The sequence below is a fragment of the Herbaspirillum sp. 3R11 genome, assembly GCF_004563925.1.
Classification (GTDB): Bacteria; Pseudomonadota; Gammaproteobacteria; order Burkholderiales; family Burkholderiaceae_D; genus Herbaspirillum.
In genome coordinates this window covers 817,652-839,835 of sequence record NZ_SPNJ01000001.1, presented here as the reverse complement: position 1 = coordinate 839,835, position 22,184 = coordinate 817,652, and the positions used below count along the sequence as shown (strand labels likewise).

The window sequence follows — 22,184 nt, the reverse complement described above, 5'->3', positions numbered from 1 at the left end:
GGAGAAATTCAAGATGAGTGATACAAACTACCAGAAAGAATGGCAAAGTGGCATTATTGACCCGCTCAACAAGGGAATCGGTACGCTGAACGCCCCGCTGGCGCCTGACGCCGCCGACACCCTACCCTGGAATCTCCTCAAGGAAGACCTGAGTCTGCCGACCGCCGTGCTGTATGAAGAACGCCTGACGCACAACCTCGACTGGATGCAGCGTTTCGTCACCGAATACGGCGTCAAACTGGCGCCGCACGGCAAGACCACCATGGCGCCGAAACTGTTTGCGCGCCAGCTCGCCACCGGCGCCTGGGGCATCACGCTGGCCACCGCGCATCAAACCAATGTCGCCTATCACCATGGCGTGCGCCGCGTGCTGATGGCCAATCAACTGGTCGGCAAACAGAACATGCAGATCGTCTCGCGCCTGCTGGAAGATCCTTCGTTCGAATTCTTTTGCCTGGTCGATTCCGCCGAACTGGTCGATCAGCTCGGCCGCTTCTTCTCGGAAAAGAAACAAACCCTCAACGTCCTGTTGGAGCTGGGTCCGGTGGGCGGCCGCACCGGTGTGCGCGACAACGAACAACAGGCTACCGTACTGGCAGCCGTCAAGCGCTGGGAAGGCAGCATCGCGCTGTCCGGTATTGAAGTGTATGAAGGCGTGCTGAAAGAAGAAGCCGATATCCGCCTGTTCCTGCAACGCGCGGTGCAATGCGCCAAGGACCTGGCGCAGCAGGGCTACCTGAGCCACCGCACGGCACAAAAGCCCGCTGTGTTGACTGGCGCAGGTTCAGCCTGGTACGACGTGGTTGCCGAAGAATTCGCCGGCGCCGACATCGGCGTGCCGCTGGATGTGGTGCTGCGCCCCGGCTGTTACCTCACGCATGACGTCGGCGTCTATCGCGCCGCGCAGGAACAGATCCAGACCCGCAATCCGGTCGCACGCAAGATGCGCAGCGAACTGCTGCCGGCGCTGCAATTATGGGCCTACGTGCAATCGATCCCGGAAGCCGACAAGGCCATCATTGCGCTGGGCAAACGCGACGCCGCCTTCGACGCCGGCCTTCCGCTGCCGGTCAAGCGTTTCCGTCCGGGCCAGGATGCCGCGCCCGTTGATACGCCGTCGCATTGGGAAGTCACCGGCATGATGGATCAACATGCCTATCTCAAGATTGCGCCGGGCGACGACATCCGCGTGGGCGACATGATCGCCTTCGACATTTCGCACCCTTGCCTGACGTTCGACAAGTGGCGCCATCTGCCGGTGCTGGACGCCAAATTCAACGTTCTCGACATCGTCCAGACCTTCTTCTGAGTTTTCTATTACTTTGACATCATGAGCAAGAAAATCCTCGCCTATGGCGAAGCGATGGTGGAATTCAACCAGAGCATCGACGACCCGCGCTATTACCTGGAAGGCTTCGGCGGCGACACCTCCAACTTCTGCATCGCTGCGGCGCGCCAGGGTGCCGATACCGCTTACGTCAGTGCGGTCGGCGACGACCATTTCGGCAAGAGCCTGCAGGCCTTGTGGAAAGCCGAGCGCGTCGACGATGCGCATGTCAGCGTGGTGCAGGATGCACCGTCGGGCGTGTACTTCGTCACGCATGACGATGCCGGCCATCACTTCACGTACCTTCGCTCGAGCTCCGCCGCCAGCCGCTACACCTCGGCACAACTCCCGCTGCAAGCCATCGCCGACGCCAAGGTGCTGCACCTGTCCGGCATCAGCCTGGCCATCAGCGAAAGCGCCTGCGATGCGGGCCTGGCTGCGATGGCGCATGCACGCAAGAACGGCACGCTGACCTCGCTCGACACCAATCTGCGACTGCGGCTGTGGCCGCTGGAGCGCGCCCGCGCCAAAATGGCCGAGGCCTTCTCCTTGTGCGACATCTGCCTGCCGAGCTGGGAAGACGTCAGCGCCCTCACCGGCCTTGAAGACCGCGACGCCATCGTCGACAAGCTGCTGGCTTACGGCGTCAAACTGGTCGCCTTCAAACTCGGTCAGGAAGGCTGCTACGTGGCAACGCCGACTGAGCGCCGCATGGTGGCCCCGCACACAGTTGCCGCCATCGACGCCACCGGGGCCGGCGACTGCTTCGGCGGCGCCTTCATTGCGCAACTGGTCGACGGCAAGGATCCGTTCGAAGCGGCGCGCTACGCCAATGTGGCGGCGGCGATTTCCACCACCGGCTACGGCGCTGTTGCGCCGATCCCGACTGCGGAACAAGTGCGCGAGGTATTGGGCCGTCTGAACTGATCTGCTCGTACCTGAACAGCGGGAAATGAAAAAGAGCGACCGGGCGGATGCCCGTCGCTCTTTTTTCTTCCGCCGTTCTGCAATCGACGTTAAGTCTTTTTCGCCACCACCAGCATGCCTTTGACCGGCTGGCGAATTTCTTCACGCAGTGTCGCCTCAGTCATGCTGACCAGACTGAGCCCGGCATCCGCCAGGCAACGCATGACATAGTCGGTGCCGTGGCGATAGCGCCCGCTCGGATGCAATTGAAAACCGTCTACCTGACCGGCTTCCTGCGTAACGGCCTCCACTGTGAACATGAAATGGCCGGCGCTCCTCAATGCGGTCGCCACGGCGTGGAACACCTTGTCCAGACCGCCGAAATAAATCATCGTGTCAGCTGCCAGAACGAGGTCGAACGCCTGCGGTTCTGCCGCCATGAAGTCAGTGATTTCCTGCTTGATCAGCCGGTCGTAGCCGCCGCGTGCACGCGCCTGGTCGAGCATTTTGCCGGACAGGTCGACGCCGGTCAGCGAGCGCGCATGGGCGGCCACAATGGGCGCGCACAAGCCGGTGCCGCAACCGAGGTCGAGCACGTCGTATTGCTTGCCGGCGGCGCCGATGATGTCCAGCCCCTGCGCCATCAGTTGCGGACCGCGATAGCCCAGGCTGCCGACCAGGTTGGCGTTGAAGGTCTCGGCATAACGGTCGAAGTGTTTTTCCAGGTAGCTGTCCGACGCCCGACCAGGCACTTCGATCTGCGAGCAGGCGGCGTACATGTGCGCGGCAATCGGATTGTCGGGCTCGTCTTCCATCCAGTCTCGATAGATATCGGCGGCCTCTTGCAGGCGGCCCAGGAAGTAAAAGGAAATGCCCAGCATCTCCTTCGACTTTTCTTCCAACGGCGGCAACACGAAGGCACGGCACTGGTAGTGAGAACTGGTCATCTTGTCACCGGCTGCATCGTAGATATTGCCGAGGTGGATCAGCGCCGGACCGAACTCTGGCGACAAAGCGACGGCTTGCTTGAAGGACGCGATCGCGCCTTCGCTGTCGTTGTGCTGCAGTTGGGATGAACCGAGATTGTTCCACACCACGTGATCGTGCGGATCGGCGTCGAGCGAGGCCTGATAGGCTTCGGAGGCTTCTTCGAACTCGCGCAGCGCGAACAGCACGTTGCCGAGATCGTTGTGCCAGGCCGCGTTGTCCGGCTGCAGCGCGCACGACAGGCGGATGCTCTGCACGCCTTCGTCATGCTGGCCGTTCTGATGCAAGAAAATGCCGAGGTAATGCAGCGCAATCGGATGGACCGGATCCTGCGCCAGCACTTCGCGGTAGATACGCTCGGCCCGGGCCAGGTCGCCTGACGTGTGAAAGCTGATCGCCTGCTGCAGCAGTTGTAACGACGCCGCGTCCGCCCCGCCCTGAGAAAAAGACTGCATATGCTGTTCCTGTAGCTTGTTCTGATTGAGGAATGCTGGTCCGGCAGCGACGCGCAAATCAACGCAGCACGCCGGTCGGCAGTGGTGCTTTGTCGCAGGGATCGAACGCAATCTTACAAGTTTTCCTCGGGGAAGCAAAAAAAAGCTTTCCGGCCGCAACGGGAGAGCTTTCCCGGCGGCAGCCTCAGGGCATACTTCAACCCGGGATGCGCTCCACGATCCCGCCCAGCTTGCGCAAGGCCTGATCCAGTTCATGCGTGAACGGCTTGCCGCAGCACAGGCGCAGGTAGTGATCGAAGCGATCGGAGTTGGAGAAAATCACGCCAGGCGATACGCCGATGCCCTGATCGAGCGCAGCAGCGAACACCGCCTTGGACGACAGCCCGCGCGGCAACTCCACCCACAGGCCGACGCCGCCGTTGGGCACGCTCAGACGCGTTTCCGACGGGAAGTAGCCGGCGATCGCTTCGGCCATCTGCTCGCGCTGCTCCTTCAGGCTGCCGCGCAAACGTCGCAGGTGCCGGTCGTAAGCCGGTGAGCCCATGTAGTTGGCGGCGGTGATCTGAGTCCATTCCTCGTTGGCGCGGGTATAGGCGAACTTGAGCATCTTGACCCGCTCATGCCATTTGCCGCTGGTCATCCAGCCCAGCCGCATGCCCGGCGCCAGCACCTTGTTGAGCGAGGCGCAATAGATCACATTGCCGCTGCGATCCCACACCTTGGCCGCACTCGGCGCGACATCGCCATCGGCCAGTTCGCTGTAGGCGTCGTCTTCGATCAGCGGCACCGCACAGCGTTCGCATAGCGCCACCAGGCGCTCCTTGTGGCTGTCCGGCATGATGCAGCCGAGCGGATTCTGCAGCGTCGGCACCACCACGACTGCCTTGATGTTGCCGTAAGTCTGGATGGCCAGTTCCAGCGCTTCGATCGAAATGCCGGTCAGCGGACTGGTCGGAATCTCCAGCGCACGCATGCCCAGGCTTTCCAGCGTCTGCAGCAAGCCGAAATAAGTCGGCGACTCCACCGCAATCGTGTCGCCCGCCTGCGCCACTGCGCGCAAGGCCAGATTGAGCGCCTCGATGCAGCCGTGCGTAACCACCACGTCATCGGCGCCGATGCGAATGCCGGCGTTGAGCGCCCGCCTCGCCACCACCTGGCGGAACGTGGCGTTGCCATTGATCGGCATGGCGCTGGTGAGCAAGGAGGGCTGCTCGCGCAAGGCGCGGATGGCGGCGTTCTTGAGCGCTTCGACCGCATACAGCTCGGGCGCGCAAGTCATGCCGCTCAGATCAATGGTGGGCGCCTGTAATTGCCGGCGCGCGATGAAATCGGAGACCTGCTCATGAATGCCGACATATTGCGCCGGGTCCAGCGGTGCCAGAATGTTGGGCTCACCGACCGGGCGGATGGTGGCGCGGCGCGGCTGGCGCACGAAATAGCCGGAGCGCGGACGCGCTTCCAGCCAGCCGCCCTCTTCCAGATGACGCAAGGTCTGCAGCGCGGTCGACAGGCTGACATGATGCTGGCGCATCAGGTCGCGCACCGACGGCATGCGATCTCCTGGCGCCAGCGTGCCTGACTGGATCGCCGACAGATAGTGCTCGGCCAGACGCCGGTAAATCGGCAAGGCAGATGGCGATACTGGCGCGGGTGCTGGTGTGGCCGCAATAGCGGCGAGAGCGAGCGGAGGTGGTTGCATGTTCATGGGTGAATCTTCAGCGTTCCGCCGCAGCGGCGATAGATACAGAGCAGTCGAAAACAGACGATAACAGATCAAAAAAATGTCCGCTGTTTCGATTCACATGAGCATTGCCTGTGCCTGTTTCGCATGGCCGGTACTGCCTAGACTATCCCTACGCCAACCAAAAGGGAAAACATCATGCGCACAACCGACCGCCCTCAGACCGCCCCGACCCGGATCCAACTCAGCACCGGCCAAAGCTATTACTTGTGGAGCCGCCGCGATGCCGTGCTGGTGGTGGAAGCCGGCAGCATCCGCTTGCGCGAGTCGCCCGAATGGCTGTCCGACGCCGTGCTGCGGACCTTGTCGACCATCCACGAAGGCCAGTACTACCAGATCGAACGCGGCGGCTGGACTTGCCTGCATGCAACGCGAACGGCCGAGGTGCTGCATTACGCCAGCGCGCCGACGCGTTACTTTTCGCGGGAATCCCTGGTTCGCCTGGCGACGGCGCCGGCCCGTCGTTTGCGCAACATGGCGGCGCAATTGCTGGCGCCGCGGTAGGAATTTCACGCGTCAAGCAGCTTTGTAAAATTGCATAATTTTCATCAAAAAATCTGCAAATTGACCTCGAAGGATGTGGGTGCATTGCATTAAAGGCATTACACTTATGCGTCACCCACCTTTCTTCACCGTTATGCAGAATCAAAGCAGCCCCCTCGACAATGCCGCCACCGACGGCGTCGGGCTTGTCAATGCGGAGATGTTTGAGCTGGCTCCCGTCTCCATGTGGCTGGAAGATTTCAGCGGCGTCAAAAAACTGCTCGATGCCTGGCGCGAAGCCGGCGTCACCGATTTGCGCAGCTATCTGCAAGCCGACCTGGCGCGCGTCCACGAATGCACCTTGAACATCCGCGTCCTGCAAGTCAACAGCAAGACGCTGCAACTGTTCGAGGCCGATAATCTGGACCATCTGATCACCAACCTCGGCAAGGTATTCCGCGACGACATGCTGCACACGCATATCGAAGAGCTGCTGCAGGTATGGGAAGGCAAACACGAATTCTCCAGCCATAGCGTCAACTACACGCTGTCCGGCAAGCGGCTCGACATCCAGCTCAACGCGCGCATCCTGCCCGGCTATGAAGACAGCTGGGAACGCGTGCTGCTGGCGGTGGAAAACGTCACCGAACGCGAAACCGCACGGCGCAAGCTGACGCACAGCGAAGACTATGCGCGCGGGCTGTTCGAGTACTCGCCGATTTCGCTGTGGGTGGAAGACTTCAGCGCGGTCAAGCGCCTGTTCGGCGACCTGCGCCAGATCGGCATCAAGGATTTCCGCGTGTTCACCGATGTGCATCCGGAGTTCGTCGAGCGCTGCATGCAGGAGATCCGCGTCATCGACGTCAACCAGCAAACGCTGACGATGTTCCATGCGCCCGACAAGCAGACCCTGCTCTCGCGTCTGAGCGAAGTATTCCGCGACGACATGCGGCCGCATTTCAATGAGCAACTGAGCGAGCTGTGGCACGGTAATCTGTTCCATCAGCGCGAAGTGGTGAACTACGCGCTCAATGGCGAACAATTGCACGTGCATCTGCAGTTCTCGGTATTCCCCGGCCACGAACAGGACTGGGATCTCGTGCTGGTCTCCCTGACCGACATTACCGCGCGCAAGAAGGCCGAAGCCTATCTCGAATTCCTGGGCAAGCACGACGAGCTGACCAAGCTGCACAACCGCGCCTTCATGGTCGATGAAATGAATCGCCTGGAGCGCAAAGGACCGTTCCCGGTCAGTATCATCATGGCCGACCTCAACGGTCTCAAGGACGTCAACGATCAACTTGGCCACGCGGCCGGCGACGCCCTGCTGCGCCGCATCGGCGAAGTGCTCGGCAAGGCGGCCGACCGGCCTGTCCACGCAGCGCGCATCGGCGGCGACGAATTCGCCATCCTGATGCCGGCCACCGATGAACGCGGCGCCGTCGCCATGATGGAAAACATCCAGAGCCTGATCGACATCAACAACCAGTATTACTCCGGGTCGCCGCTGAGCCTGTCGATGGGCAGCGCCACCAGCCAGCACGGCGAACGCCTGGAAGCCACGGTGCAACGCGCGGACGCGCTGATGTACGAAGACAAGCGTTCTTATTACGCCAAGACGCCGGGCAACGAACGGCGGCAAAACTCTCCGGAATGAACGAGCGGCGCTTTGAGCTGGCGATCGACGATGAGATCATCGTCGGCGACATTCTGAGTGCGACGAATTCGGAGGATGCGCCGGGTATGCCAGGTGTGCCGGGTGTACTGTTCCTGCATGGCGCCGGGCAAAGCCATCGCCAACGCCAGCGCCTGCTGCGGGAAGAGCTTGCAACGCTCGGCCTTGGCAGCATTGCCTTCGATTTTTCCGGTCATGGCGAGAGCAGCGCCAACACGCCGGGCTCGCTGCAAAAACGCCTGCACCAAGCCGAACAAGCACGGCAACACCTCGATCCCGAACGCCGCATCCACACCGTCGCCGGCGTCAGCATGAGCGGCGAAATCGCCATTCGCCTGGCCTGCAGCGATGCCTCCGGCATTGATCATGTGGTCCTGTTGGTCGGTGCGATTTATGATCGGGCGGCCTTTGCCTTGCCGTTCGGACCGGCGTTCTCCGCCGCGATACGGCGTCCGGACAGCTGGCGGGACGCGGAAACGCTGGAATTGATCCGCAACTATTGCGGCAGCCTGACGATCATCCGCACCCTCGACGACACGGTGATACCGTACGACGTCGCCGACCTGTTGATGGATGCGGCGCAGTCGGCGCGCTTCCGAAGGCTGATCGATCTGCCCGGCGTGGACCACCGCCTCAGCGAAAAAATCGCGCAGGACGCCGGACTGCGACGACGCATCGCCACCGCCATCAGTGCGGACAAACTGGAAAATCGGGAAGAAAGATAATCAGGCGCTGGTCGATACCAGCGTCCCTACAACGCCCGAAGCGAACGAATCATTGGCCGCCACGGCCGCCAAGCCCGGATCGCTGCGCAGTACTGCTGCAAATTGCGGCGAGACCCCGCTGGTCGGCGTGAATACACCACTGCCGTTGTAGACGCCATCCACGGCAGGTTCGCTTTGATCCGACTCCTGGCCGTCATTCGTGGGTGAAGCTGCGGACGCCGAGTTGGCGGCCTGTAATGATTGCCGCTCTTGCTGCACAATTTGCGGCGGCGGTCTTTGCGCCGGCACGCCGGCAAACGAGATCTCGCGCAGCAGCCCGGCCGCAGTGTAAGTCACCGATCCTGCCGGCGCGCCACTGATGCTGACCACGACTGATCCGGCATTGGTCAGCGCCACCGCCGTACTGATCGCGGCGGGACTCACGCCGAGGTCGATCACCGGCGTACTGCCTCCATAGGCAGCCGGAACGCTGGCGGTAAATGAACTGTTGATTGCGATGGCCATAAAGGTCCTCGATGGCTGAATCAGCCCCTCGGTTTCAGCTTAGCAGCAATGTGGACGATTTTCGATGCAACAGTGACAACCCGGTCGACTCTGCAGCGCGTGACGAAAAAAACCGCCGGGCTTTCGCTGCGGCGGTTTTGATCGGTTTCAGTTGCCCTGAAAACTACTTCTCTTCGTGTTCCGTCTGCACGATGCTGACGGGCTTGCCCTTGATCTTGCGCCAGGCATAGACGATATAGCCGGACAAACCATACAGGACAAACAGACCGAACAGCACCTTGGACGGATCGCTGGAGATCACCACCAGGAGCACCACCACCAGCAAGGCCGCGATGAACGGCACCGGCTTGCGGAAATTGATGTCCTTGAAACTGTAGAACGGCACGTTGGTCACCATCGTGATGCCGGCATACAAAGTGATGATCCACGCCGCCCAGCTCAGATCGGTACCGGCGAAACGCAAGTCGTCCATCAGCCAGACGAAGCCGGCCACCAGCGCCGCAGCGGCAGGACTTGGCAAACCCTGGAAGTAACGCTTGTCGACCACCGCGATGTTGGTGTTGAAGCGCGCCAGGCGCAAGGCGCCACCGGCGCAATACACGAACGCCGCCAGCCAGCCCAGCTTGCCCATGCCGCGCAGGGACCACTCATACACCACCAGCGCCGGCGCCGCGCCGAATGACACCATGTCGGACAGGCTGTCGTACTGGGCGCCGAATTCGCTTTGCGTGTTGGTCATGCGCGCCACGCGACCGTCCAGGCTGTCCAGCACCATGGCGACGAAAATCGCGATGGAGGCATGGTCGAACTTCAGGTTCATCGCCATCACGATGGCGTAGAAACCGCAGAACAACGCTGCCGTCGTGAAGGCATTGGGCAGCAGGTAAATACCGCGCGAGCGCCGTGGACGCACGATCGGCGCGCCGTCGACGTCTTCCAGCTGGGCCGGATACATCGGCGCCTTATGGCTGCGCAAGGATTTCGGAAACGGAATCGCGCCCTTGTTTTTGCGTCTGCGGAAAGTTGCCATAGGAAGTCAGTCCAATATGCGTCGGGTGATCAGAATTCAGCCAGGATGGTTTCCGTAGCCGAGACTTTTTCGCCGACGCTCACTTTCGGGGTTGCCGTCAACGGCAGGTACACGTCAACGCGCGAGCCGAAACGGATGAAGCCGTAACGCTGGCCGCGCGCCAGCACATCGCCGGCTTTGACGTAGCACAGGATGCGACGGGCAATCAGACCGGCCACTTGCACGCACGTCACGCTCTGGCCGTTGGCTGCGGTAATCGCCAGCGCATTGCGCTCGTTTTCCAGCGAAGCCTTGTCAAGGTCGGCGTTGACGAACTTGCCGGGGAAATACTGCACGGTTTCAATCTTGCCATCCACCGGGGCGCGGTTGGAGTGGACGTTGAACACGTTCATGAACACGCTGATCTTCAGCGCTTCGCGATTGGTGTAAGGATCGTGGGCTTTGGCGACCACAACGATGCGGCCGTCGGCAGGCGACAGCACGGCGTTGGGATTCTGTGGAATGGTGCGCGGCGGATCGCGGAAGAATTGCAGCACGAACAAGGCGATGATCCAGAACGGGATCGACCATGCTCCACCGATCAGGGTGACGACAACGGCGACGACAACGGCGATGCCCAGAAAAGGCCAGCCTTCGCGGGCAATAATAGGATGTGGATAGTGATTATTCAACGTTGCTCCGATAGTCGCTGATAGTTTTCAAAATGTTAAAGCGTGCTTATTCTAGACGAGCGCCTAAGAAATGTAACGCACCGCGAGTCAAATCGACGGATATTTACCCGTAGACAGCGAATGACAGCCAGAGATTCCGGCCGGAGGAAAACGGAGGGACCTGGTGGCCTGATATAGCCATTCTTGTTCTGATGGAGCCTATTTTATCTCGATTACCACGATTGACGAACAATGGCGGCAGTGATGGACAGGACGAGGAGGAACAATTACGGTGCTATGCCGGGCTGGCGCACCGACGCACAACTGCATCGGGCGGTCTGTAGAGCGCGCCGCCCGATGACATTCCATCAATTATTTGAAACGTACCTTGCCGACCAGATGCATGCCGATGGTGGTGTCACCCGGCTCAAAGCTCGGCTCGGCGACTGCCTCCTGCGCCGGCGCATCGGCCATCGCACGCATCATCATCGCCTTGGGAGCCGCGACGTTCTGAGCGTAGTTGCCGGAGCCTTCGAAATCCACCGTTTCCACCACTACGTCACTGCTGCGGCGGCCCATCGCGCCGGCAATCGATGCAATGCGCTCATTGAGATTCTTGAAGGTCGCGTTGATGAGGTCTGCATCAAGTTTTTTGGTCGCGGCCGGGCTCAGTCCGAATTGCAGATTGTTGAGTCCCAGGATGCCCTGTGCTGCTGCCACGGTACGCGGCAAGCCTTCCAGATTGGTGGTTGTTACATCGAGGTATTGCCCGACGCGCCAGCCGACAATGGGACGCGGCTTGTTGCTCGGGCGCGGATCTTCGGAGTAGACCGCGTAGGTGTAATAGCCGCGTGTCTTGAGCTGCGCTTGCGGGTCTTGCCGCTTCACGATGTCGATGCCCTGCTTCATCTTCTTGTTGACGCGCGACGCGGCGGCGGCCTTGTCCTTGTCCTGTTCCTCGACGTTCAGGGTGGCGCGGGCTTCGTCGTTAGGGACGACGAGTTCGCCCGAAGCGGGAATGACCACCATGGTGCCGGTGGTTTGAGCTGATTGCGCATGTGCCGCCATCGTGGCTGTGGCAAGTACGGCGGCGAATAATAGTTGGCTTGAGCGCGACATGGATATCTCCAGAAATAAAACGGATTAATGAGTTTCGCACTGCCCTGCGCATGAAAGCCCGGAGGAAGCAGTAACGAAGACTGGCGTTTGGACGCCTTGCAACGCGCTTAGTTCTTCGGAGGAACAATGCAATTGTGACAAGATGCAAGCGTTGCAACATCTTTGTTGCTGCAGATCGCAGAAAATAAAAAAGGACGCCTGAGCGTCCTTTTCTTCATCGATAAAAATATCGATTAGTTCTTGGTCTGATCAACCAGCTTGTTTGCCTTGATCCAAGGCATCATCGCGCGCAGCTTCTCGCCGACGATTTCGATCTGGTGTTCAGCGTTGATACGACGACGCGACAGCAAGGTCGGTGCGCCGGCCTTGTTTTCCAGGATGAAGCTCTTGGCGTATTCGCCGGTCTGGATGTCGTTCAACACTTGCTTCATGACCTTCTTGCTCTCTTCGTTGATGATGCGTGGGCCGGTGACGTATTCGCCGTATTCCGCATTGTTCGAGATCGAGTAGTTCATGTTGGCGATGCCGCCTTCGTAGATCAGGTCGACGATCAGTTTCAGTTCGTGCAGGCATTCGAAGTACGCCATTTCAGGCGCGTAGCCGGCTTCCACCAGCGTTTCGAAACCAGCCTTGATCAGTTCGACGGCGCCGCCGCACAGAACCGCTTGTTCGCCGAACAGGTCGGTTTCGGTTTCTTCGCGGAAGTTGGTTTCGATGATGCCGGCACGGCCGCCGCCGTTGGCGGTAGCGTACGACAGCGCGACGTCACGGGCAGTGCCGGACTTGTCTTGATAGACCGCGATCAGGTGGGGCACGCCGCCACCTTGGGTGTAGGTCGAACGCACGGTGTGGCCTGGCGCCTTCGGCGCGATCATGATGATGTCCAGATCAGCGCGCGGCACGACTTGGCCGTAATGGATGTTGAAGCCGTGGGCGAAGGCGACTGTCGCGCCTTGCTTGGCGTGCGGTGCGACGTTTTCTGCATAGACCTGGCCGATGTTTTCATCCGGCAGCAGGATCATGATGACGTCGGCGCCCTTGACCGCTTCGTTGACTTCGGCAACGTTCAGGCCGGCGTTCTTGGCCTTGTTCCACGAGGCGCCATCCTTGCGCAGCGCGACGGTGACTTTACAGCCGGAGTCATTCAGGTTTTGCGCGTGGGCGTGGCCTTGCGAACCGTAACCGATGATGGTCACGTTCTTGTTCTTGATCAGGGACAGGTCTGCGTCTTTGTCGTAAAAAACTTTCATGATTTTTCCTATTAACTAATTTTTAAAATATTCAATACTGAATTAAGTACAGAGAGAGCGATAGAACTACCAGCGATGGGCGTGCATCAGACCTTGAGGATCCGTTCGCCGCGGCCGATACCGGAGCCGCCGGTACGCACAGTCTCAAGAATCGCTGCACGGTCGATCGAGTCGATAAACGCGTCCAGCTTGCCCTTGTTGCCTGTCAATTCGATCGTGTAGGTCTTTTCAGTGACATCGATGATGCGGCCGCGGAAGATGTCCGCAGTGCGCTTCATTTCTTCACGTTCCTTGCCCACGGCACGTACCTTGATCAGCATCAGTTCACGCTCGATATGCGCGCCTTCAGTCAGATCCACGACCTTCACCACCTCGATCAGGCGGTTCAGGTGTTTGGTGATTTGTTCAATCACGTCGTCCGAGCCGCTGGTCACGATGGTCATGCGCGACAAGGTGGCGTCTTCGGTAGGTGCAACAGTCAGGGTTTCGATGTTATAGCCGCGCGCGGAGAACAGGCCCACCACACGGGACAGAGCGCCGGCTTCGTTTTCCAGCAGTACAGAAACAATATGGCGCATTACAGATCCTCCGAACCCAAGAGCATTTCAGTCAAACCCTTACCTGCCTTGACCATCGGCCAGACGTTTTCGGTTTGATCCGTAATGAAGTTCATGAAGACCAGCTTGTCTTTCATGCTGAACGCTTCCCTGAGCGCACCGTCCACATCGCCCGGCTTTTCGATCTTCATGCCGACGTGGCCATAGGACTCGGCCAGCTTGGTGAAGTCGGGCAAGGAATCCATGTACGACTCGGAGTAGCGCGAACCGTAATCGATTTGCTGCCACTGGCGAACCATGCCGAGGAAACGGTTGTTCAGCAGAATGATTTTCGGCGTCAGGTGATATTGCTTGCAGGTCGCGAGTTCCTGGATGCACATCTGAATCGATGCTTCGCCGGTGATGCAGGCGACGGTCGCGTCCGGATTGGCCTTCTGCACGCCCATGGCGTACGGCAGGCCGACGCCCATGGTGCCGAGACCACCGGAATTGATCCAGCGGCGCGGCTTGTCGAAACCGTAGTACTGCGCAGCCCACATCTGATGCTGGCCGACGTCGGAGGTGATGAAGGCGTCACCCTTGGTGATTTCCCAGACGTTCTTGACCACTGCCTGCGGCTTGATGAACTCATCCGAAGTAGCAAACTTCAGGCAGTCGCGCTCACGCCACTTGTTGATCTGCTTCCACCAGTTGGCCAGCGCAGGCGCATTCGGCTTGGTTTCGGCGGCGTCCAGCTGGGCCAGCAATTCCTGCAGCACGTCCTTGACGTTGCCGACGATAGGAATGTCGACCTTGACGCGCTTGGAAATCGACGAAGGATCGATGTCGATATGGATGATCTTGCGCGCGTTGGAGGCGAAGTGCTTCGGGTTGCCGATCACGCGGTCGTCGAAGCGCGCGCCGATGGCGATCATCACATCGCTGTGCTGCATCGCCATGTTGGCTTCATACGTACCGTGCATGCCCGGCATGCCGACGAACTTGTCGCTGGTCGAGCGGTAAGCGCCCAGCCCCATCAGTGTGTTGGTGCAAGGGAAGCCGAGGCGATCCACCAGCTTGTTGAGCTCGGGAGCGGCATTCGCGAGAATCACGCCGCCGCCGGTGTAGATCATCGGACGTTCCGCCGTCAGCAGCAACTGCAGCGCTTTGCGGATCTGACCGGAATGGCCTTTGTCGACCGGCTTGTACGAACGCATTTCGACGGTTTTAGGATACTCGTAGGCACAGGTGTGCATCGAGATATCCTTCGGGATATCGACCAGCACTGGACCTGGACGGCCGGTGGTGGCGATATAGAAAGCTTTTTTCATCGTCTCCGCGAGGTCCTTCACATCCTTCACGAGGAAGTTGTGCTTGACGCAGGGACGTGTGATGCCGACGGTGTCGCATTCCTGGAAGGCGTCCTGACCGATGGCGGTCGAAGGCACCTGGCCGGAAATCACGATCATCGGGATCGAATCCATGTACGCGGTCGCCAGACCGGTCACCGCATTGGTGACGCCGGGACCGGAGGTCACGATGCAGACGCCGACTTTTTCGGAGCTGCGCGAATAGGCATCCGCTGCATGCACCGCAGCCTGCTCGTGGCGTACCAGGATATGTTGGAATTTGTCTTGCTTGAAGATAGCGTCGTAAATATAAAGCACGGCGCCACCAGGATAGCCGAAGACGTGCTCAACGCCCTCTTCAGCCAGGCAACGGACGAGTATCTCCGCACCGGTGAGGTTTTCTGCACTCATTACTACTTCCTTTCAAGGTCCATTGGAGATTGATCGGATGTTCTCTCCTGGCGAAATCGCACTGATCGACCTGCGTCCTTCGGCATCCCTTCTTTGTGCGGTCACGTCATTTCTGCGCCCCAACCGTAGTGAGGTTCAAAATGCCGCTCAGCGCGACTCGTTCAGCCTTGGTGCAAGCACACCGTTACGAATTTCTCGCGCTTGTGGCGCGGGTTAGAACAAACAGCTTTTTAAATAAAGCGCGTCTTTGACAATCGCTACATTATGCGTAGCCACGGTAAAGACCATAGAACTTCATGTTGATGAAGCGGACTGACACGTTAATGCGTCGCATCATTTTGGTCAAGCGAATTTAGTGCGGTCGCCCGCAAAACCGCCCCGTAATTGTGCTTTTCCTATAAACACCACCACAAACAAGGGCTTTTTTGCTAGCATGCGCTCTGTTACAAATCCGTACATTCCACCAACATACCCGTCGGAATTGCATTCGATTCATCTATTCCCGGCTCCACATCGACAAGCCGTATTGCATGGCAACTGACAAAGAACTCTCCGATTTTCTCGAAAATGTCGAACGCCGCGCCTTCAAGCAGGCTGTGTACGCGGTGCGCAAGGATGAAGTCGCGCTCGATATTGTTCAGGATGCGATGATCAAGCTGGCCGAGAAATACGGCGACAAGCCGGCCAACGAACTTCCCCTGCTGTTCCAGCGCATCCTGCAAAACACCATCCATGACTTTTTCCGTCGGGAAAAAGTGCGCACCACCTGGGTCAGCCTGTTTTCCAGCATCGGCCGCGACAACGAGAACCAGGAAGACTTCGACCTGCTCGAAAGCTACGAAGCCGAGGAAGGCACCCAGGCCTCGGAATCCAGCGCAGACAAGGTTGAACGTGAACAAACGCTCGCCTTGATCGACGCCGAAGTACAAAAACTTCCAACCCGTCAACGGGAAGCCTTCCTCATGCGTTACTGGCAAGACATGGATGTCGCCGAGACAGCTGCCGCGATGGGATGCTCAGAGGGCAGCGTCAAAACTCATTGCTCTCGTGCAACACACGCCCTGGCTCAAGCTCTCAGGGCCAAAGGAATCACTTTATGAACAACAAAGAACTACAATTTGCTTACCGGGTAAAGCGCGCTCTGGACGCCAATCTGGAACACTTGCCCGAATCGACCACACAAAGCCTGGCGGAAGCGCGTCGCGTTGCGCTTGCCCGCAAGAAAACGACCGCACCGGTTCGCGTCGTGGCGCCGCAATTCGCATTGGCCGGCGCTTTGGGCGGCAACTTCACGCCATCGTCGTCGTTTTCCTGGCTGGGCCGCCTCGGCGTCGCCATCCCTCTGCTGGCCGGCGTGATGCTGTTTGCCGGCTTGTATGAACACGAACACAAACAGCGCATCAGCGCTCTGGCTGAAATCGACGCCGGCGTCTTGTCGGACGAACTGCCGCTGTCGGCGTATCTCGATCACGGTTTCAACGCCTACCTGGCGCAGCAAGGCGAATAATTGATGGCAGGCACCCGGACCATGAGCACCGCAGCACGCAACATGTTGAGCTTTACCGTTGCCGCATTCGTCGCACTGGGCGGCCTGTCCGTTCTGACGTGCAAACCAGTGCATGCGCAAGGTCCGAACACCACGGCGGCAACGCAGCAGCCCGCGCCTGTGGCGCCGACGCAGACCACGCCCTCCAAGATCGCCAAGAAGCCCGACTCCAAGCCGACCTGGAGCGAGCTGACACCCGCACAGCAGCACGCGCTCGCACCGCTGGCCGGCGAGTGGAAGAAGATGGAATTCAACAGCAAGGAAAAATGGCTGGTCATCGGCAACAAGTTCGCCGCCATGAGCCCTGCCGAACAGGAACGCCTGCAGGAACGCATGCGCGACTGGGTCAAGCTGACGCCGGTGCAGCGCCGCTCAGTGCGCGAAAGCTACACCCGCGCCAAGAAGCTGGATGCGGACAAAAAGTCCGCCCAGTGGAAGGAATACCAGCAGTTGTCGGACGAACAAAAGAAGAAACTGTCGCAAGCCAAGCTGCCCAAGCACGTTGCCGCGCTGCCGCCGACTCAGGCCAAGGCGGCACCGACAATCCAGCTGCCTCCTGAAGCGCTGGAGCAGACTCTGGTGCCACCGCCGCCAGTCATTACGCCGGCAACTGCGACGCAGACTGAGGTCAAGTAGGCAAAAACGCACGACCTTGCGCCTATCGGCAAGATTCAGGAAAAACAAAAACGCCATGTCCGCGCATTCACGCCGACATGGCGTTTTTGCATGGTCCCGCGCGTTCCGTTTGCGCTCCCGTTTGCGCCTGATTTCTCCCCAGTTCGCGTATCATGCTTCCCGGCGCACTTCCGCCTCCGCGCCATGCCAACCGAAAAATACTTGCCACCACCAAGAGAAGAGACCGCCTTGAGCTCCGCACCGACGCCTGCAACAGCAACTGCAACCACCGCCGCTCTACTCACTCCGTCCCTGCGCCGCCGCCTGTGCAGCATGGTGTACGAATCCATGCTGCTGTTCGGCGTGGTGTTCATTTCGACCTTGATATTCTCAACCGTGCTCGAACAGCGCCACGCGCTTTACCTGCGCCATGCGCTGGAAAGTTGGCTGTTCGTCATCCTCGGCATGTACTTCATCTGGTTCTGGAATCGCGGTGGCCAGACGCTGGCGATGAAAACCTGGCGTATCCGCCTGACCAGTGCCGACGGCTCACCGGTCAACGCATGGCGCGCGCTGCTGCGCTTCCTGCTCAGCTGGCTGTGGTTCCTGCCGGGACTGGCGCTGGCGTGGGTGCTGGGCGCCAAGGGCTGGATGCTGATCGGGATTCCTGCCATCAATGTCGTGGTCTGGGCCGCGTTGATCTACGCCGATCCGCAACGCCAGTTCGTGCACGATCGCCTGGCCGGCACACGGCTCGTGGATCTGAATCCGCCCAAAAAGAAACAATAAGCTGCGCTGCAATAAAACGGTCATGCAATCCTGTTACGCTAGTCGTTTCGCTCACAATCAAGAGGCCGTCACTGCATGATCGCCCGCATTGCCCGAACCCTGCTGCTGACCCAATTCGGCGTCGCCGCCCTGTTCTACCTCCTGCTCGTCAAGCTGCATGTCACCAACGTTCCGCTCGCCATCGTCCTCAGCCTGGCGATGGTCGGGCTGTTCCGCGCTTCGATCACGGCCAACAGCTTTTTCCTGACCTGGCCCAACCGCGCCAAGTCGGCGCACACGCCTGAACTCAGTTGGCCCGGCATCTTCCGGCTGTTTGCCGGCGAATATTGCGCCACCATGGTGTGCTCTTCGTGGGGCATGCCGTTCCAGCGTTTCGACAAGCGCATTTACACCGACACCACCTCGTTGCCGGTGCTGCTGATCCATGGCTACGGCTGCAACAGCGGCTACTGGCACTGGATGAGCAAGGCCCTGGAAGAAGCCCACATCACGCACTACGCGGTCGACATGGAGCCGGTGTTCGGCAGCATCGACGGTTACGCGCCGCTGGTCCATGAAGCGGTGCAGCGGCTGGTGACCGAAAGCGGCCAGGACAAGATCGTCATCGTCGCCCACAGCATGGGCGGGCTGGCGGCGCGTGCTTACCTGCGCGACCACGGTTGCGCCAACATCGCCAAGGTCATCACGCTGGGAACGCCGCATCACGGCACCACCATCGCCAACTTCGGCATCGGCATCAACTGCGGCGAAATGAACTGGCTCGGCCGCGCCGAAGAAGGCACCAGCAGCGAGTGGCTGCAAAAGCTCGCCGCCACCGAAGAACCGGCCACGCGCGCCGTCATCCTGTCGATCTATTCGCATCACGACAATATCGTCTCACCGCAAATTTCATCGCATTTGCCCGGCGCCGAAAACGTTCCCATCAGCGGCATCGGCCACGTCGCGCTGGCGCTGGATCCCACCATTCAGGCACGCGTCGTCGCAGAAATCCACAGGGCCGGGATATAAAAAAACCCGCATGGCGACATGCGGGTTTTCGTTGATGCCAGCGCGAAAATTACTTCTGCGCTTCTTTTGCGGTGTCCTGGATTTTCTGGCCGGCGGCTTCCATCTTTTCGCCGGCTTTTTGTGTCAGGTCCTTGGCGCCGTCTTTCATGTCGCCAACAGCCTTGTCCAGTTTCTGGCCGGCTTCTGCGGCCTTCTCCTGCGCCTTGTCAGCCACCACTGCGGCCTGATCGCCGGCGTTCTTCACCGCGCTGTCGATTTGCTTGCCCATGGTTTCCGCCGGTCCGGGCGTTTCCTCTTTCTTCTGGCAAGCGGAGATCGCCAGCCCTACCGCGCCGAGCGCCAATGCCGTGCCGATCACTTTGATCAATTTCATATCATCCTCTCAAAAGAAACACCGGGAAAAATCGTGCGAAAACTCCTGCCGCACGATATCACGCCAGACAAACAGCGCCCTGTCCAAAATGTAAAAACGGTAATAATTTCCCGCCAAAATCGCAAGATTTCCAAATTGGCGTCGCCTTACATCAAGGCAAGCTCGGCTTCGGTGAACCCTGCGGCGCGACGTGCCTCCATGTTGAACGGCCCGCGCATGACTGGCGCCTTGAATTCGATTGTCAGACGGGCGAACGTCGCAATCGGATCCAGTCCGCGCTGCTCGCACAACCAGCCGTACCAGAGATTGCCGATGGCCACGTGGCCGATTTCGTCACGCATGATGATGTCGAGGATGGCCGCCGCCGCGTGGTCGCCGGCCTGCGCCAGTTTGTTGCGCACGGGCGGCGCCGCGTCCAGACCGCGCGCCTCCATCGTGCGCGGCACCAGCGCGATGCGGGCAAGAATGTCGTCTTTGGTTTTCTCGGCCATGTCCCACAAGCTGTTATGCGCAGTGAAGTCCCCATAGGCGCAACCGAGCACCTGCAAATGCGCCTCCAGCAGCGAGAAGTGGTAAGCCTCTTCATCGGCTACCTTGAGCCAATCAATGTAAAACGCCTCGGGCATGTCAGGGAAACGCCAGATCACATCCAACGCGAGATTGATGGCGTTGAATTCGATATGCGCCAGAGCATGGATCATCGCGGCGCGCCCCTCGTCGGTACGCATCGAACGCGACTTCACCAGCAACGGCGATACCAGCTCCGGATGCGCAGGTCGTCCCGGCACTGCGGCCTCGGCAAACAACACCGCCTCACGGTCCAGCACCAGCTCGCCGGCATGCCACGCCTGCGCCATGGCGCGCACGCCGGCCGCTTTGGCGGCGCTGCCGGTGTACACCAGCCAATGCAGCGCGGCGCGGCGCAATTCGGTCGAGGCAGAAAACTTGTCTTCAGGAAAAACGGTGGTCGGCGGTAGATTCACGATGATTTATGTCAGCAGCGGTAAAATGGCGGGTTGATGGAACACGGTTTGTCCCAATATGGATGTCTGTGTTCCCGAATAACCGAGGAGACAATTTTATTATGGCAATTTACAAGTTGGAAGAAAACACGCCGGAAATCGCGGAAACCGCCTGGGTGGCTGAATCGGCCGTGGTAGTCGGCAAGGTCAAGCTCGAAGAGCACGCCAGCGTCTGGTTCAACGTGAGCATCCGCGGCGACAATGAATTGATCACCATCGGTGAAAACAGCAACGTCCAGGAAGGCGCAGTATTGCACACCGACGTCGGCTATCCGATGCATATCGGCAAGAACGTGACGGTCGGCCACCAGGCCATGCTGCACGGCTGCACCATCGGCGAAGGCGCCCTGATCGGCATCCAGGCCATCGTGCTCAACGGCGCCAAGATCGGCAAGAACAGCCTGGTCGGCGCCGGTGCACTGGTGACCGAAGGCAAGGAATTCCCCGAGAATTCGCTGATCATCGGTTCGCCGGCCAAGGCCGTGCGCACCCTCAACGAAGAAGATATCGCCCGCATGCGCGCCGGCACCGACAGTTATGTCGAACGCGCGCAATTGTTTAAAACCAGTCTCAAGCGCATCGCCTGAAGCGCCATCGAAGCAAGGCAACAACACAACTGCACGAGGCGGCCGTATTCAGCCTCTCGTCGGTCAGTGAGCAACAAGAAAGAAACAATGAAAGATACGCTGCAAAAATTCATGGTGGAAAACGCACCGGTTCGCGGAGAACTGGTGGAGATTTCGTCGACCTGGCAACAGGTGTTGGCGCGTCGCGACTATCCGGCTGCGGTCAAGGCACTGCTCGGCCAGATGCTGTCGGCGGCGGCGCTGCTGACCGCCAATCTCAAGTTCAACGGCACGGTTGTCATGCAGATCCACGGCGACGGCCCGGTCCGCCTGCTGGTGGTCGAGTGCGACTCCGAGCTGCGCCTGCGCGCCACCGCCAAACTGGTCGAGGACGCCGAAGTGGCCGACGACGCCACGCTGACGCAACTGGTCAACGTCAATGGCGAAGGCCGTTTCGCCATCACGCTTGATCCGAAGGACAAGATGCCGGGCCAGCAGGCCTACCAGGGCATCGTGCCGCTGGATGGCGATAGCGTTGCCACCGTCATCGAAAACTACATGCTGCGCTCCGAGCAGCTCGACACCAAGCTGTGGCTCGCCGCCGACGATAAAGTGTCACGCGGCCTCCTGCTGCAAAAGCTGCCGAACCATGGCGGCAAGGACGTCGGCAAAGCCGCACCCGAGGATGAGCTGGAAACCTGGAATCGCCTGTCGATGCTGGGCAATACGCTGCGCGCCGAAGAACTGCTGAGTACCGACATCGAGACGTTGATGCATCGCCTGTTCTGGGAAGAAACCATCCGCGTCTTCGATCCTGTGCATCCGGAATTCCACTGCACCTGCTCGCGCGAAAAGGTCGGCAACATGCTCAAGATGCTGGGCCAGGCTGAAATCGAAGAAGCACTCGCCACAGAGGAAAAGCTCAGCGTCGATTGCGATTTCTGCGGATTGCACTACGAGTTCGACGCAGTCGATTGTGCGCAAATCTTCCGTGCCGAAACACCGGCGGATGCAGTGCCGCAGACTGATACACGCCACTAATTCTCACTGCTCTTGACGCAAAAAATGGCCGCCGCTGGATTCCAGCGGCGGCCATTTTTCTTTGAAAGATCGTTGA

23 protein-coding genes are annotated in these 22,184 nt (G+C 59.7%); 12 read left to right on the top strand and 11 right to left on the bottom strand.

Going from position 1 to position 22,184, the window contains the following annotated elements; genetic code table 11:
- The first annotated feature begins 13 nt into the window (after positions 1–13).
- A complete protein-coding gene (locus E4P32_RS04000; protein WP_116433159.1) occupies positions 14–1,309 on the top strand; it encodes an amino acid deaminase in 1,296 nt (431 codons plus the stop codon).
- Between the two features lie 21 nt (positions 1,310–1,330).
- On the top strand, positions 1,331–2,254 hold the full coding sequence (locus tag E4P32_RS03995; RefSeq protein WP_116433160.1) for a sugar kinase: 924 nt from the start codon (positions 1,331–1,333) through the stop codon (positions 2,252–2,254).
- A gap of 89 nt (positions 2,255–2,343) precedes the next feature.
- On the opposite strand, the gene E4P32_RS03990 is transcribed toward E4P32_RS03995, so the two are convergent.
- Together E4P32_RS03990 and E4P32_RS03985 are read right to left on the bottom strand one after the other, a co-directional pair.
- Entirely contained in the window at positions 2,344–3,675 is a 1,332-nt protein-coding gene (locus E4P32_RS03990; RefSeq protein WP_116433161.1) for a tetratricopeptide repeat protein, read from the bottom strand.
- A gap of 196 nt (positions 3,676–3,871) precedes the next feature.
- The gene (locus E4P32_RS03985) at positions 3,872–5,380 is read right to left on the bottom strand and encodes a PLP-dependent aminotransferase family protein (protein WP_116433162.1); all 1,509 of its coding nucleotides are present in this window, start codon (positions 5,378–5,380) and stop codon (positions 3,872–3,874) included.
- Positions 5,381–5,554: 174 nt separating this feature from the next.
- Between E4P32_RS03985 and E4P32_RS03980 the strand changes: the two genes are divergently transcribed.
- From E4P32_RS03980 to E4P32_RS03970, 3 genes are all read left to right on the top strand, one after another.
- On the top strand, positions 5,555–5,920 hold the full coding sequence (locus E4P32_RS03980) for a hypothetical protein (protein ID WP_116433163.1): 366 nt from the start codon (positions 5,555–5,557) through the stop codon (positions 5,918–5,920).
- Positions 5,921–6,053: 133 nt separating this feature from the next.
- Positions 6,054–7,556 carry a sensor domain-containing diguanylate cyclase gene (locus E4P32_RS03975; RefSeq protein WP_116433164.1) on the top strand — a complete coding sequence of 501 codons (1,503 nt, stop codon included), beginning with the start codon at positions 6,054–6,056 and terminating at the stop codon, positions 7,554–7,556.
- Entirely contained in the window at positions 7,553–8,299 is a 747-nt protein-coding gene (locus E4P32_RS03970) for an alpha/beta hydrolase (protein ID WP_116433165.1), read from the top strand. The genes E4P32_RS03975 and E4P32_RS03970 overlap by 4 nt, the downstream gene beginning before the upstream one ends.
- On the opposite strand, the gene E4P32_RS03965 is transcribed toward E4P32_RS03970, so the two are convergent.
- The 7 genes from E4P32_RS03965 to E4P32_RS03935 all read right to left on the bottom strand — a co-directional run bounded on the left by E4P32_RS03965 (position 8,300) and on the right by E4P32_RS03935 (position 15,148).
- The gene (locus E4P32_RS03965) at positions 8,300–8,803 is read right to left on the bottom strand and encodes a hypothetical protein (protein WP_116433166.1); all 504 of its coding nucleotides are present in this window, start codon (positions 8,801–8,803) and stop codon (positions 8,300–8,302) included. It abuts the gene before it with no gap.
- Between the two features lie 163 nt (positions 8,804–8,966).
- Entirely contained in the window at positions 8,967–9,833 is an 867-nt protein-coding gene (gene pssA / locus E4P32_RS03960) for a CDP-diacylglycerol--serine O-phosphatidyltransferase (RefSeq protein ID WP_116433167.1), read from the bottom strand.
- 29 nt (positions 9,834–9,862) lie between these two features.
- Positions 9,863–10,504, bottom strand: a complete 642-nt coding sequence (locus E4P32_RS03955) for a phosphatidylserine decarboxylase (RefSeq protein ID WP_016832346.1) — start codon at positions 10,502–10,504, stop codon at positions 9,863–9,865.
- Positions 10,505–10,855: 351 nt separating this feature from the next.
- A complete protein-coding gene (locus tag E4P32_RS03950) occupies positions 10,856–11,602 on the bottom strand; it encodes an SIMPL domain-containing protein (protein ID WP_116433168.1) in 747 nt (248 codons plus the stop codon).
- Positions 11,603–11,835: 233 nt separating this feature from the next.
- Positions 11,836–12,852: a ketol-acid reductoisomerase gene (gene ilvC, locus E4P32_RS03945; RefSeq protein WP_116433169.1), complete on the bottom strand. Its 1,017-nt coding sequence runs from the start codon at positions 12,850–12,852 to the stop codon at positions 11,836–11,838.
- 86 nt (positions 12,853–12,938) lie between these two features.
- Entirely contained in the window at positions 12,939–13,430 is a 492-nt protein-coding gene (gene ilvN, locus E4P32_RS03940; protein ID WP_007882202.1) for an acetolactate synthase small subunit, read from the bottom strand.
- Positions 13,430–15,148: an acetolactate synthase 3 catalytic subunit gene (locus tag E4P32_RS03935; RefSeq protein ID WP_116433170.1), complete on the bottom strand. Its 1,719-nt coding sequence runs from the start codon at positions 15,146–15,148 to the stop codon at positions 13,430–13,432. The genes ilvN and E4P32_RS03935 overlap by 1 nt, the downstream gene beginning before the upstream one ends.
- A 530-nt stretch (positions 15,149–15,678) precedes the next feature.
- Between E4P32_RS03935 and E4P32_RS03930 the strand changes: the two genes are divergently transcribed.
- From E4P32_RS03930 to E4P32_RS03910, 5 genes are all read left to right on the top strand, one after another.
- Entirely contained in the window at positions 15,679–16,248 is a 570-nt protein-coding gene (locus E4P32_RS03930) for an RNA polymerase sigma factor (RefSeq protein WP_116433171.1), read from the top strand.
- Positions 16,245–16,655 (top strand): DUF3619 family protein, encoded by a 411-nt coding sequence (locus E4P32_RS03925; RefSeq protein ID WP_116433172.1) that lies wholly within the window; start codon positions 16,245–16,247, stop codon positions 16,653–16,655. Before E4P32_RS03930 ends, E4P32_RS03925 begins: the two co-directional genes overlap by 4 nt.
- Positions 16,656–16,676: 21 nt before the next feature.
- On the top strand, positions 16,677–17,330 hold the full coding sequence (locus E4P32_RS03920; RefSeq protein ID WP_116433905.1) for a DUF3106 domain-containing protein: 654 nt from the start codon (positions 16,677–16,679) through the stop codon (positions 17,328–17,330).
- Between the two features lie 291 nt (positions 17,331–17,621).
- Complete coding sequence (locus E4P32_RS03915) at positions 17,622–18,098, top strand: RDD family protein (protein WP_255419420.1); 477 nt, start codon at positions 17,622–17,624, stop codon at positions 18,096–18,098.
- 75 nt (positions 18,099–18,173) lie between these two features.
- Positions 18,174–19,106 (top strand): alpha/beta fold hydrolase, encoded by a 933-nt coding sequence (locus E4P32_RS03910; RefSeq protein ID WP_116433174.1) that lies wholly within the window; start codon positions 18,174–18,176, stop codon positions 19,104–19,106.
- Positions 19,107–19,155: 49 nt separating this feature from the next.
- Here E4P32_RS03910 and E4P32_RS03905 read toward each other — a convergent pair whose 3' ends face one another.
- Positions 19,156–19,479 carry a hypothetical protein gene (locus E4P32_RS03905; protein ID WP_116433175.1) on the bottom strand — a complete coding sequence of 108 codons (324 nt, stop codon included), beginning with the start codon at positions 19,477–19,479 and terminating at the stop codon, positions 19,156–19,158.
- A 146-nt stretch (positions 19,480–19,625) separates the two neighbouring features.
- Positions 19,626–20,462, bottom strand: a complete 837-nt coding sequence (locus E4P32_RS03900) for a ferritin-like domain-containing protein (RefSeq protein WP_116433176.1) — start codon at positions 20,460–20,462, stop codon at positions 19,626–19,628.
- A gap of 101 nt (positions 20,463–20,563) precedes the next feature.
- Here E4P32_RS03900 and E4P32_RS03895 point away from each other — a divergent pair, with 101 nt between their 5' ends.
- Both E4P32_RS03895 and hslO read left to right on the top strand, forming a co-directional pair.
- Positions 20,564–21,088 (top strand): gamma carbonic anhydrase family protein, encoded by a 525-nt coding sequence (locus tag E4P32_RS03895; protein WP_116433177.1) that lies wholly within the window; start codon positions 20,564–20,566, stop codon positions 21,086–21,088.
- 87 nt (positions 21,089–21,175) lie between these two features.
- Positions 21,176–22,108 (top strand): Hsp33 family molecular chaperone HslO, encoded by a 933-nt coding sequence (gene hslO, locus E4P32_RS03890; RefSeq protein ID WP_116433178.1) that lies wholly within the window; start codon positions 21,176–21,178, stop codon positions 22,106–22,108.
- The last annotated feature ends 76 nt before the right edge of the window (positions 22,109–22,184 follow it).

Excerpts from the sequence above, each read along its gene's own strand:
- E4P32_RS03950 (WP_116433168.1), bottom strand. The coding sequence starts at position 11,602 with ATGTCGCGCTCAAGCCAACTATTATTCGCCGCCGTACTTGCCACAGCC.
- hslO (WP_116433178.1), top strand. The coding sequence starts at position 21,176 with ATGAAAGATACGCTGCAAAAATTCATGGTGGAAAACGCACCGGTTCGC.
- E4P32_RS03990 (WP_116433161.1), bottom strand. The coding sequence starts at position 3,675 with ATGCAGTCTTTTTCTCAGGGCGGGGCGGACGCGGCGTCGTTACAACTG.
- E4P32_RS04000 (WP_116433159.1), top strand. The coding sequence starts at position 14 with ATGAGTGATACAAACTACCAGAAAGAATGGCAAAGTGGCATTATTGAC.
- ilvC (WP_116433169.1), bottom strand. The coding sequence starts at position 12,852 with ATGAAAGTTTTTTACGACAAAGACGCAGACCTGTCCCTGATCAAGAAC.
- E4P32_RS03980 (WP_116433163.1), top strand. The coding sequence starts at position 5,555 with ATGCGCACAACCGACCGCCCTCAGACCGCCCCGACCCGGATCCAACTC.
- E4P32_RS03975 (WP_116433164.1), top strand. The coding sequence starts at position 6,054 with ATGCAGAATCAAAGCAGCCCCCTCGACAATGCCGCCACCGACGGCGTC.
- E4P32_RS03965 (WP_116433166.1), bottom strand. The coding sequence starts at position 8,803 with ATGGCCATCGCAATCAACAGTTCATTTACCGCCAGCGTTCCGGCTGCC.
- E4P32_RS03930 (WP_116433171.1), top strand. The coding sequence starts at position 15,679 with ATGGCAACTGACAAAGAACTCTCCGATTTTCTCGAAAATGTCGAACGC.
- E4P32_RS03985 (WP_116433162.1), bottom strand. The coding sequence starts at position 5,380 with ATGAACATGCAACCACCTCCGCTCGCTCTCGCCGCTATTGCGGCCACA.
- E4P32_RS03935 (WP_116433170.1), bottom strand. The coding sequence starts at position 15,148 with ATGAGTGCAGAAAACCTCACCGGTGCGGAGATACTCGTCCGTTGCCTG.
- E4P32_RS03920 (WP_116433905.1), top strand. The coding sequence starts at position 16,677 with ATGAGCACCGCAGCACGCAACATGTTGAGCTTTACCGTTGCCGCATTC.
- pssA (WP_116433167.1), bottom strand. The coding sequence starts at position 9,833 with ATGGCAACTTTCCGCAGACGCAAAAACAAGGGCGCGATTCCGTTTCCG.
- E4P32_RS03910 (WP_116433174.1), top strand. The coding sequence starts at position 18,174 with ATGATCGCCCGCATTGCCCGAACCCTGCTGCTGACCCAATTCGGCGTC.
- ilvN (WP_007882202.1), bottom strand. The coding sequence starts at position 13,430 with ATGCGCCATATTGTTTCTGTACTGCTGGAAAACGAAGCCGGCGCTCTG.
- E4P32_RS03925 (WP_116433172.1), top strand. The coding sequence starts at position 16,245 with ATGAACAACAAAGAACTACAATTTGCTTACCGGGTAAAGCGCGCTCTG.
- E4P32_RS03970 (WP_116433165.1), top strand. The coding sequence starts at position 7,553 with ATGAACGAGCGGCGCTTTGAGCTGGCGATCGACGATGAGATCATCGTC.
- E4P32_RS03905 (WP_116433175.1), bottom strand. The coding sequence starts at position 19,479 with ATGAAATTGATCAAAGTGATCGGCACGGCATTGGCGCTCGGCGCGGTA.
- E4P32_RS03895 (WP_116433177.1), top strand. The coding sequence starts at position 20,564 with ATGGCAATTTACAAGTTGGAAGAAAACACGCCGGAAATCGCGGAAACC.
- E4P32_RS03995 (WP_116433160.1), top strand. The coding sequence starts at position 1,331 with ATGAGCAAGAAAATCCTCGCCTATGGCGAAGCGATGGTGGAATTCAAC.